Here is a 10,136-nt window from a genome sequence, read left to right on the forward strand (position 1 = left end):
TTGGCGGCCTCCCACTCAGCTGGCTGCTCAGGCAACCCATTATCACGGCCTGGGATGATGGCGGGCATTCTTCGGCGTTCATGACATTCATCGCCACCGCCTCGAACATGAGCTTCCTGGGCCTGGGTGCTGCGTTCTGGGGAATTGTCCTGGGATCGTTTGCGCACCTCGTGCTCCGGAGTAGGAACGGATAGGGGCTGGCAGCCATCGGTCTGCCGCCGTAGCCGCGCGGATCGATGACCTGGTTGGCGTCGTGAGGGGGGGCTTTCGTTAGAGGCAGCGCCGAAGGCTATAGAATTCACGTTCTTTTTTGCCGAGACTCATGCCTCCCGCGCCAACAGTGAGCCGGTTGGCATGGATTGGCAGTGACAAGCTGATTTGGTGGGGGAAGCAATGGCAAGCAACGAATTTCTGGAACGGACGGCGTTGTTCCACAAAGCCGCAGTCACTTGCATTGCGTCGGTGCAACCCGAGGATGGGGAGCGTTCGGTTGCGGCATACCAGTGCGCATTGATGTCCATCGAGCATGCATCGGGAATGCTGGCGTTGCTGTCCATGGGATTACCCAATGCGGCGCTTGCGCTCCTGCGACCGCAGTTCGAGACGCTGGTGCGGGGGGTCTGGTTGCTGAATGCAGCCGACGAGAAATGGGTACGGCAATTTCACGAACCGCTGACGGCGACGACGGAATCTGCAGACCGGCTGCCCGGCGTGACGGACATGTTCAACCAGCTGGCGCCGGTCGAGTCACCGGACGCGCAAGCCGTGGTGAGCAACCTCGACCAGTACCGCAGCTTGAACTGGTATGCGCTGAACGGCTTTACGCATGGCGGCAAGCACCCGATGTCTCGATCGGCACCGGGCTATTCCGAGGACCTGGCCACAAATGTCGTGCGCAATGCAAATGGCCTGGTGTGCCTGGCCACCCAGCTCACTGCCATCCTGAGCGGTGATCCAGGCGGCATGGAGACTGCGCGCAAACTCCACGGCGAATACCGGGACTGCTTGCCGCTGGCGTAGAGGGCAGCAAACCATGCGCCAAGGACGCTGCCCTGGCTGACGGATGACGGCTGACGCGACTGCGACCGCGCTGTTATCCCTGCTGTCCGGGGCCCTCGCCGACATCAGGTATCCTCCGCGGTGCGTTTTTTGTTGCTTTGAGAGGAAGTTGTGTCGCGCAGCAGTTGGGCCGTGGCGATTGGGCCACTTTTAGGTTTGTTCATTGTCAGTTTGGGAAGCGGCTTCATGTCTTCCCTCACGTCTCTCCGGCTCGACGCCGCTGGCGTTTCGGCGACGATGATCGGTGCCATTTCGTCGGCGTACTTCGTCGGGCTGACACTTGGCGCGGTGACCAGCGACCGGTTGATTTCCCGGATCGGTCACATTCGCTCGTACAGCAGCTTTGCATCCCTTGTCGCGATTACGTATCTGCTTCAGGGCTTGTTCGCTGATCCCTGGGTCTGGCTCCTGCTGCGTCTCGTGAATGGCTGGGCCATGGTAGGCATCTACCTGGTCGTGGAAAGCTGGCTGCTGCTTGTGGGGGACACGAAGTCCAGGGGGCGGTTGCTGGCGATCTATATGATCGGCCTCTATGGCTCGATCATGCTCGCGCAGATGAGTCTGGGCGCCATTGGCTCTGTGGCGGAGAGCGTGCCGTTCATGGTGGCCGGGGTGCTGGGGTCCATGGCGGTGTTGCCCATGGCTGTTCTGCCGAAGACCGCACCGGACGTAGGCCATGCAGAACCCCTGATGCCACAGGATCTCGTGCGCATGACGCCCGCAGGCGCCATCGGCAGCTTCGGTTCTGGCGTGGGCATCGCGGCGGTCTACACGCTCCTGCCGATCTACCTGCAACGAGAAGGCATGAGCGTTGCCCAGGTCGGCCAACTGATGGCCAGTGCCATTTGCGGTGCGATGGCGTTGCAGTACCCGGTAGGCCGGTGGTCCGACCGGCGGGACAGGCAGACCGTCCTGCTTGCGCTGAGTGTGGGATGCGCAGCGGTCTCGCTGGCCGTCCTGATCCTTCCGAGTTACCCGCCTTTGCTGATGGTGCTGATGTTCCTGATCGGGGGCGGCATCTTCGCCATCTATCCGGTGGCGGTGAGTCACTCGGCGGATCGGGCAGAGGCCGGCGAACTGGTACGCGTCATTCAGGGCATGCTGCTGATCAACTCGGTGGGTTCGGCGATCAGTCCCTTGATCATCTCGCCGCTCATGAATCGACTCGGTGCCAGCGGGCTGTTCTGGGCGTTTCTCGTCTTGCACGCCGGTCTGGCGTCCTTCTTCCTGTGGCGACGCAATAGCCATCCATCGCCGACGTCCGCAGCACCTTTTGCCGCAACGGCGCAAATGACCCCTATCGGGGCGGAGATCCGTGTCACCGAGGAACTGGCGCAAGCCATCTCGGACCTGCGAACGGAGGAGGCTGTCTCGTGATCATTTTGCCTGCACAGGTGTTCCCCCGGAACCTTATGAGCGGGATGGACTCTCAGGCAACGTCGCCTTTGCGCCGGCCACCAGTGCCACCGGAATGGCGACGTGCGCATGGTAGTAACAGTCTTCAATCACCATAAGAACATGACCGAGATAAATCTACCGCCCATGGGCGTCGCCGGGGAAGTCAGGGCCTTCTCCCGCCAGACGTTGTGCAAGTTTGCCGCGAAGTGCCAGCAGCTGGCCAGGCGGTTTCCGATATGAACAGCAAGCAGCGACGCAAGGCCTACCGAAAGAGCCCCTACCAGATTGAAACGACATGGATCTTCCGGGGAGCACCGGTGACCATCACCCGGATTGCAAGCCCCACCGCTGTCATCGTCGAATTCGAGGGGGCTGGCGCGCGTACCCACGTTCCAACGCGCGCGCTGCAGCCACGCGGACCCCGTAACGTGGACACGCCCCGCGCCACTGGAGCGTGGCACGGCACGCATGGGTGACCTGCCACGGTCTACGCCGGTTTATTCCAATCAGCACGATGGACGCGGCGAGCGCAGTAACCAGCAGTATGCTTTTACTCGAGCTTGGCGCCCGACCGTTCCACGATAGGCTTCCACGCCTTGTATTCCGATGTCACGAGATCGGAGAATTGCTGGGAAGTCAGGAGCTTGGGCTCGGCTCCTTGCTCGTGGATGGCGCGGATGACGTCGGGCCTGGCGAGAACCTTGTTGACCTCGGTACCAATGCGCTCGACAACATCCGCCGGCGTCTTGGCCGGCGCGAAGATGCCGTACCAGGTGCTGACGTCCACGTTCTTGTAGCCGCTTTCGGCAACCGTCGGCACATTGGGCAGCGACGTGCTGCGGGTGGCCGACGTTACCGCCAACGCGCGCAGCTTTCCGGCCTTGACCTGGGCCAGCGCGGAGGGCACGGATGCCACCATCAGGTCGACGTTGCCTGCCATGGCATCCATCATTGCGGCGTTGGACCCCTTGTATGGAACGTGCAGCAACTTGATGCCGGCGGCCTGGCTAAAGATCTCGGCGGCCAGATGGATGGTCGTCCCATTGCCGGGCGACCCATACTTGATGGATTCCGGATGCGCCTTCGCGGCGGCTACCACGTCGGCCAGCGTCTTGAAGCGCGAATTGGCTGACGTGACGATGGCGATGGGCGTGTAGGCGACGTGGCTGATCGCAACGAGGTCGCGACCCGGTACATAGGACACCGACTTGTACAGCCAGGGGGCGACCACCAGATTGTCCTTCTGTCCCATGACCAGGTCGTACCCGGTTGGCGCGGCGCGGACGATTTCCGCGATGCCCAGCGTGCCGCCAGCCCCCGGCTTGTTGTCGGGGACAAACGTCCATTTGGTGTCCTGCGACACCTGGTTGGCCACCAGGCGGGCCAGGATATCGGTGCCGCCGCCTGGCGGGAACGGAATCACCAGCCGGATGGGCTTGGCTGGCCACGGGTTGTGAGCGGATTGGGCTTGTACGGGCGTGGTGGTGAGACCACAGACCACCAGCACGGTGGCCAGCATTGCCTTCAGCATTGCAAGGATCCTTGTGAAGCGAATCCTGAGCCGAACGTTCGCCATCTTTTGGCGCGGGCTGGTGGGGGGTAGGTGATGACGCCGCTGCTCACGCGTTCATCGCGCGCTGCGGGTGGCACAGGCGCGCAGAATCGAGACATCACTTCAGACAACAGGAATTCGGGTAATAGATGCGGCCCGAATTATACCGGCTGCGGTCTCCGGCCACCGGAAAGGACAGCCGAGGGCCGCAGCCGGAGAGGCGACCGGCCTGCTGTGCAACCGGCGGGCCGCCTTCGTGATAGGTCGTTTCAACGATCAGATGACGTTTGCGGATTTCGATCAGGGACACAGGTTTGCTCCGGGAGGATGGGATCGAAAGCGAATTCGCTGACGGGATGCGGAGGCTGATTTCAATCACTCAGGATGCGCTGTCCTCACGTGACTTGTGCTGCGAGGCCATCTGGTCCTGCTGCGTTGGCGGCACGGGCTCGTAGTGGCTGAATTGCATCGCGTAGTGACCGTGTCCCCCAGTGATGCTGTTCACCCGCGACTGGTAGTCGTTGAGTTCGGATAGCGGTACCTGTCCCACGACGATGACGTTGTTGCCGGCCGCGCTCCGTGTGCCGCGGACCTGGCCGCGTTTGGACGAGAGGTCGCTGATGATGTCGCCCATTGCCGCCTCGGGCATCGTCACTTCGATATCCACGATTGGCTCGAGTACGCTCGGCCGCGCCTTGAGCACGGCGTCGACAAAGGCCTTGCGCCCTGCCACCGCGAAGGCCACTTCCTTCGAATCGACGGAATGGCTCTTGCCATCGAAGACGATGACGCGCACGTCCTGCATGGGAAAGCCGGCTAGCGGGCCGCTGTCCAGAACCTGGCGGATGCCCTTCTCGACAGCGGGAATGAACTGGCCCGGAATGGCGCCCCCCTTGACCGCATCAACGAACTCGAAGCCCGTGCCACGCGGGAGCGGCTCGACGCGAAGAAACACCTCGCCGAACTGACCGGCGCCCCCGGTTTGCTTTTTGTGGCGGTGATGCCCTTCAGCCTTGCCGTCGATGGTCTCGCGATAGGCGATCTTTGGCGGCCGCGTCACGACCTCCAGCTTGTATTGATCGGTCAGGCGCTCCAGCGCACAGCGCAGCTGGAACTCGCCCAGGCCAAGTATGACGGTTTCATTGGTGCCGGCTGGATGTTCGATATGCAGGCAGGGGTCGCCGGCTGCGAGCTTCTGCAGTAGCTCGGACAGGCGCTGCTCGTTACCCCGGCGCGCCGGCTCAATCGCCAGGCCGTAGATCGGCGTGGGGAAATCGAGCGGTGCCAGGTGGATGTTGCCGTCTTCACTGGCGTCATGCAGCACGGCGTCGAAGTTGATCTCGTCGATCTTTGCCACGGCGCAGATGTCGCCCGGACCCGCCTGTGGCACCTCGACGCGCTCCTTTCCCTGCAGCATCAATAGGTGCGCGACCTTGAACGGCTGGCGGCCCTCGCCGATATAGAGTTGGCTGTCGCGCGTGATCGTGCCTTGGTGGATGCGGAACACAGCCATTTTGCCAAGGTACGGATCGATCGTGATCTTGAAGACGTGCGCAAGCACATGTTTGTCGGGCACGGGTTCGGCGCGAACCGTTACCTGGCGCTCACCCGCGTCACGGGAGAACAGCGGGGGATTTCCCTCGGTCGGGTTTGGCAGCAGCCGCACGAGTACGTCGAGCAGTTCGGCGACGCCGGTGCCATTGGTTGCCGAAGTGAAGCAGATCGGCACCAGATGGCCCTCGCGCAGTGCCCGCTCGAATGGTGCATGCAACTGTTCCGGAGCGATTTGCTGGCCTTGCTCGAGATACCGTTCCATCAATTCGGCGTCCATCTCGACGACCTGATCGACGAGAGCCTCATGAGCCGACGCCACGGACAGGAAATCGGCGTCACCCGCCGGGTTGAAGAAGCAATCCACGACCTGGGTGGCGTCCCGGGCTGGGAGATTGATCGGCAGGCACTCCTTGCCGAACGCCTCCTGAATGTCAGTCAGCAGCGACGGCAGATCCACCTTCTCCTTGTCAATGCCGTTGACAATGATCATCCGGCATAACCCGCGTGCCTGCGCCCACGCCATCATGCGACGCGTCGTCATATCCACGCCGGTCTGGGCGTTGATGACGATGGCAGCGGTTTCAACCGCCGCCATGGCGCTCATCGACAGGCCAGAGAAGTCGGGATAGCCCGGCGTGTCGAGCAGGTAGATGCGGGTGTCGTGATAGTGGAGGTGGGCGACCGCGCTGGTGAGCGAATGGCGGTATTTGTGCTCAAGCGGATCGAAATCGCACGCTGTCGTGCCGCGCTCGACACTGCCAGGGCTGTGTAGCGCACCCCCCTTGTGGAGCAACGCTTCGACCAGGGAGGTCTTGCCGCCCCCCGTGTGCCCCAACAGGGCGATCGTGCGAATTGCGTCGGGACTATAAAGCATGGGTCGCCCCCCGTCCGGCCATGGCTGTTCGACCATTATTGGCGATATAGGCCGCAAACACCATATCCGGCGATACCCGTGTACGCGGTGGCATTCCGCGTCGGGCGAGCGGACTGAGTATTCGATCGGAAGTGTCTCATGGGACTCTCACTTCACGGACGCCATCTTTCAATCTGCGCGCGGCAGTGCAGTTGCAAGACTTACGGATTGTCACGACTTCCGGGTCAACTCTCGCAAAGCAGCCGCCGTTTCTTCCGGTAAGCACGACACAGTGTCGATGCTGAAAAAATCTCCCAGGAGTTCCCGCCATGAAGAAGCTGTTCGCTGCTTTCGCCTCCGCCGCCCTCGTTGGTACCGTTTTCGCGCAGACTGGCGTGCCAGCTTCCGCGGCGCCATCGCAAGGCGCGGCAACCCACGACAAGGTAACGGCCACCAAGGGCAAGGCCGATGTCAGCACCACCCACCACAAATCGCCCGCCAAGGCGAGCCATCACAAGGCAGGCAAGACGGGCGAGGCGGCGGCGGCCAAGCCCGCAGCGGGATCGCCGACGACTGACGCAAAGGCTGACGCCAATAAGACAAAGGCAGGTGCCACGGCGTCGGTTGCGCCGACCTCGCCAGCCGCCCATCCTGCCACCGCCAAGACGGTAACCGTAGACAAGACGAAGACGCAGTAACCGCGCCGATCGTGCGCCCCCGGGGGGTGCCAGCGATCGCGTGCGCCATCGCTGGCACCGTGCGGATCGTGAAGCGTTGCGGAGAGCGTGAGCCTGTCAGCCGGGCTCGCCTCTCCTTATGTTGTAGAAGCATTCCAGTGACATGTGTCGGCACGAACGATCGCGTTTGCCAACCCCGGCGCCAGGAGGTCTCCCCATGCATCCGGACGCGAATCTCCAGGTATGGATGGATGTTCATGCCAGCAACGGGCAGACCGTCGTGGCGCCCTATGTCTCGGCTTCCAGAGCGTTGGAGTTGCAGTATGAACTCAGGCTCGTCAATACCGGCCAGTCGGGGAGTTCCTCGGTCGCGCAGGCCGGCGATCTGCATGTCGACGCGAACAGTCCCACGCAGTTGTCGCGCGTCAGCGTGACTGCGCAACCGGGCGGCACCTGCAAGCTCGCCCTGACCTTGCTAGAGAACGGCAAGGAAATCGGCCGTTACACGCTGGACTGCAGTTCCAAGTAGCGGTATGGGGGGCGTACAGCCGGCCGCGCTGGCGGCGGGCGCCCATCGCGTACACTCGCTGCCTCCAGCAATACCAACCCAGAGAATATGAAGAAAGCGGGGCGGATCAAATCCTGGCACGGCGACAAGGGATATGGATTCATTGACATCCATGCGGATCTCAAGGATGTGTTCTTTCATGTAAGTGCGCTGCAGACACGCTCCGTTCAGCCGAAGGTGGGTGACCGCGTGAGTTTCGAGCTTGCCAAAGGCAAGGACGGACGGATGCAGGCGCTCAACGTCGCGATAGCGGGAGCCCCGAAATCTGCCGCCGGCGCCGGGGCGAACTGGTTGCCGGCGATCGTCGGCCTGGCGGCGCTGTCAGCCATAGTCGTGGGTGCGCTGGGAGGCTATCTTCCGCGACTCGTTGGCATCGTGAGTGTGATAGCCAGCCTTATTGCCTTTATCGCGTACGCCGACGACAAGGCCCGGGCAAATCGGAAGGCCTGGCGCATTCCGGAAGCCCACCTGCATCTCGTTGCACTCTGTGGAGGGTGGCCAGGCGCGCTTGTTGCGCAACACCTTCTTCGGCATAAGAACCGTAAGCAGGCGTTTCAGGCAGTCTTCTGGGCGACGGTGGTCCTGAACATTGGCGCGATCGTGTTTTGGAAGGCAAACACTGCCTTCTGACGAACGGCAACGGCGGCGGGTATCGGCATACAGTCGCTTCCTGGGCACCCTGGCAGGTTCTGGTAGATTACGATCAGTATTCGATCAGGAAACCACGACGATGGCCCAGGAAAGCCTGCAGATTTTCGGCAATCACTACGTACTGTGCCTTCGCACCGAAGCTGGTCAGACCAGTTTCGTCGAGATTGAGTCCGATGGCGATGCACCCAACGAGACCATCCTTGTCCCCTCCATCGATGAGCACGGCTTGCCCAGCGTCGAGGGGCATCCGCCCAATATGGAAGACTTGCGCAGTCTGGCCGAACTTCACGGGCGCTACTGTCTCACGCTGCTCCTCCTGGCGCGCGGCGACGCTTTGGACGATCTGGGCGATCAATACGGCTACGCCCAACTTTCCGACGGGGGGACCTTCGATGCGCTACGCGTGTTGAAGCGTGCCGACGAAGACGGCATCCTCGCCGACCTTGTTGCGTCCCTGTGCCACTGAAGGAAGAGACGATCGCCTCGGCACTGGCCGGCGGCAGAGTGTTAGGCACCATCAGCCGAATCATCGTGCTAGTTCCGTGACGCCAACCGGCGAGAATTGTGTACTCTTCAAATTGACCCTGGGCGGCATTCGCAAATAGATCGACGCGGAGTCCGCTGTAGCGGTGCGGCGACGCAAGATCCGACTCGAAACCGTTGCGGGCATAAAGCGCGACTAGTTTGCGCGGTTCACCAGGTGGTCTGGAGCGCAAGAAGACCAGCCGGCGATCTTTCGGCATTCGGGGGAGTGGTAGGGGGAATAAAGCCTGGCGGCGGGGTGTTTACTCAGCGCAGGCATTGTTCTTCTGCCGAGGAGGCGCCGTGCGCGATTCGCCACCCTGGTTCCGTGCCACCAACTGGCACGCGATCGTAGAACTTGCGTTTGCGACGGTTATCTCGCTGACGACTGCGGTCGGTCACGCACAGCTTGGCGAGACGGAGGGGCGGTCTGATCGATACGTCCTGCAACATTCCAGCGTTACGCTTGACGTCGATGCATTCTCAAACTCTCGGATCAAGATGCGATTTCAACGCGTGAATGCGCAGCTTGAAGGAGCGGAGGGTGGACTTCAGGCAGGCCGTGTCACGGTGACGATCGATGCGTCGAGCGTCGAGGCGCGTCCGCGCTTCCTGTCACCAATCATCCGGAGCAGCGGTATGCTCGATGTGGATCGCTATCCGGAGATCAGTTTCGTCAGCACGCGCTTTGTCTTGACCGGTGAGGGCACTGGCTGGCTATTGGGCAACCTCACGATCCGCGGCATTACACACCCGATCCGTCTGGCAGTGGTACCGAGTGATCCGGGCGTGAGTCCGCAGCGCGACAACGCAATCGCCTTCTCCGCGAGCGGAGAGGTCAGCCGTCGCGAGTTTGGCTTCTCTACATGGTTCCCGGCTGTGGCTGACGCGGTTCGCATGAACATCCGGGTGGAGTTCGTGCGAGGCCCTTGAATTTGCCTGCCTGGTGCAGAATGATCCGCTTTCCGCCGATTGCAGATCGATGCTCCGGTGCAGGCGCGCTAGCTCGTACCTGCAAGGCGATCGAGTGCGCGATAGCCATCTTTGGGAAATTGCTTGCAAACGCGCCGCGGAAGCATTAATATTCGCTCCCCGCTGCTGCAGGTGAACGCATCAAGGCGGCGGGGGAGAATAACTGAAGGTTTTTTGCGCCTGGCAATGCAGGCGGAAGAAAAAAGAAATTCTCCGAAACGCTTGACGAATCAGGGAAAACCCTCGATAATCTCGTTTCTCCGCTGCAACGAAACGACGCAGCGACAGCGAACGGCAAAGCCGGCCGCTGGGGTTCTTTAACAACCAAAC

The 10,136-nt window shown here is 61.8% G+C and carries 11 protein-coding genes and 1 pseudogene; 8 read left to right on the forward strand and 4 right to left on the reverse strand.

The genetic code is table 11. The annotated features are described in order from the left end of the window. Positions 1-77: 77 nt before the first annotated feature. The 3 genes and pseudogenes from A9J21_RS31305 to A9J21_RS30560 form a co-directional block, all read left to right on the forward strand. A pseudogene (locus A9J21_RS31305) lies at positions 78-194 on the forward strand (benzoate/H(+) symporter BenE family transporter); the annotation flags it as partial. A 199-nt stretch (positions 195-393) separates the two neighbouring features. Next, positions 394-1,020, forward strand: coding sequence for a DUF6988 family protein (locus tag A9J21_RS30555; RefSeq protein WP_066743063.1), 627 nt, complete (start codon positions 394-396; stop codon positions 1,018-1,020). A gap of 171 nt (positions 1,021-1,191) precedes the next feature. Next, positions 1,192-2,436: an MFS transporter gene (locus A9J21_RS30560; protein ID WP_066743066.1), complete on the forward strand. Its 1,245-nt coding sequence runs from the start codon at positions 1,192-1,194 to the stop codon at positions 2,434-2,436. Between the two features lie 571 nt (positions 2,437-3,007). Here A9J21_RS30560 and A9J21_RS30565 read toward each other — a convergent pair. From A9J21_RS30565 to fusA, 3 genes are all read right to left on the reverse strand, one after another. Beyond that, on the reverse strand, positions 3,008-3,988 hold the full coding sequence (locus A9J21_RS30565) for a tripartite tricarboxylate transporter substrate binding protein (RefSeq protein WP_066743068.1): 981 nt from the start codon (positions 3,986-3,988) through the stop codon (positions 3,008-3,010). Between the two features lie 139 nt (positions 3,989-4,127). After that, the gene (locus tag A9J21_RS32155) at positions 4,128-4,319 is read right to left on the reverse strand and encodes a hypothetical protein (RefSeq protein WP_197497602.1); all 192 of its coding nucleotides are present in this window, start codon (positions 4,317-4,319) and stop codon (positions 4,128-4,130) included. Between the two features lie 69 nt (positions 4,320-4,388). Then, positions 4,389-6,437 (reverse strand): elongation factor G, encoded by a 2,049-nt coding sequence (fusA, locus tag A9J21_RS30570; protein ID WP_066743073.1) that lies wholly within the window; start codon positions 6,435-6,437, stop codon positions 4,389-4,391. A 308-nt stretch (positions 6,438-6,745) separates the two neighbouring features. Between fusA and A9J21_RS30575 the strand changes: the two genes are divergently transcribed. From A9J21_RS30575 to A9J21_RS30595, 5 genes are all read left to right on the forward strand, one after another. After that, positions 6,746-7,114, forward strand: coding sequence for a hypothetical protein (locus A9J21_RS30575; protein ID WP_066743080.1), 369 nt, complete (start codon positions 6,746-6,748; stop codon positions 7,112-7,114). A 196-nt stretch (positions 7,115-7,310) separates the two neighbouring features. Further along, entirely contained in the window at positions 7,311-7,622 is a 312-nt protein-coding gene (csgH, locus tag A9J21_RS30580) for a curli-like amyloid fiber formation chaperone CsgH (protein ID WP_066743086.1), read from the forward strand. Between the two features lie 87 nt (positions 7,623-7,709). Beyond that, a complete protein-coding gene (locus A9J21_RS30585; RefSeq protein WP_066743089.1) occupies positions 7,710-8,291 on the forward strand; it encodes a cold shock and DUF1294 domain-containing protein in 582 nt (193 codons plus the stop codon). 100 nt (positions 8,292-8,391) lie between these two features. Further along, positions 8,392-8,778, forward strand: a complete 387-nt coding sequence (locus tag A9J21_RS30590; protein WP_066743092.1) for a hypothetical protein — start codon at positions 8,392-8,394, stop codon at positions 8,776-8,778. 359 nt (positions 8,779-9,137) lie between these two features. Continuing rightward, positions 9,138-9,767, forward strand: coding sequence for a YceI family protein (locus A9J21_RS30595; RefSeq protein WP_082926716.1), 630 nt, complete (start codon positions 9,138-9,140; stop codon positions 9,765-9,767). Between the two features lie 180 nt (positions 9,768-9,947). Here the strand turns inward: A9J21_RS30595 and A9J21_RS32465 are convergent. Beyond that, the coding region (locus A9J21_RS32465; protein ID WP_231907096.1) for a hypothetical protein at positions 9,948-10,136 on the reverse strand (189 nt) is incomplete at its 5' end.

This window comes from Cupriavidus sp. D384, from assembly GCF_001652915.1.
Lineage (GTDB): Bacteria > Pseudomonadota > Gammaproteobacteria > Burkholderiales > Burkholderiaceae > Cupriavidus.

What these genes read in the sequence shown, in the direction of transcription:
- A9J21_RS30555 (WP_066743063.1), top strand. Translation starts at nt 394, where the DNA reads ATGGCAAGCAACGAATTTCTGGAACGGACGGCGTTGTTCCACAAAGCC.
- A9J21_RS30565 (WP_066743068.1), bottom strand. Translation starts at nt 3,988, where the DNA reads ATGCTGAAGGCAATGCTGGCCACCGTGCTGGTGGTCTGTGGTCTCACC.
- fusA (WP_066743073.1), bottom strand. Translation starts at nt 6,437, where the DNA reads ATGCTTTATAGTCCCGACGCAATTCGCACGATCGCCCTGTTGGGGCAC.
- A9J21_RS30575 (WP_066743080.1), top strand. Translation starts at nt 6,746, where the DNA reads ATGAAGAAGCTGTTCGCTGCTTTCGCCTCCGCCGCCCTCGTTGGTACC.
- csgH (WP_066743086.1), top strand. Translation starts at nt 7,311, where the DNA reads ATGCATCCGGACGCGAATCTCCAGGTATGGATGGATGTTCATGCCAGC.
- A9J21_RS30585 (WP_066743089.1), top strand. Translation starts at nt 7,710, where the DNA reads ATGAAGAAAGCGGGGCGGATCAAATCCTGGCACGGCGACAAGGGATAT.
- A9J21_RS30590 (WP_066743092.1), top strand. Translation starts at nt 8,392, where the DNA reads ATGGCCCAGGAAAGCCTGCAGATTTTCGGCAATCACTACGTACTGTGC.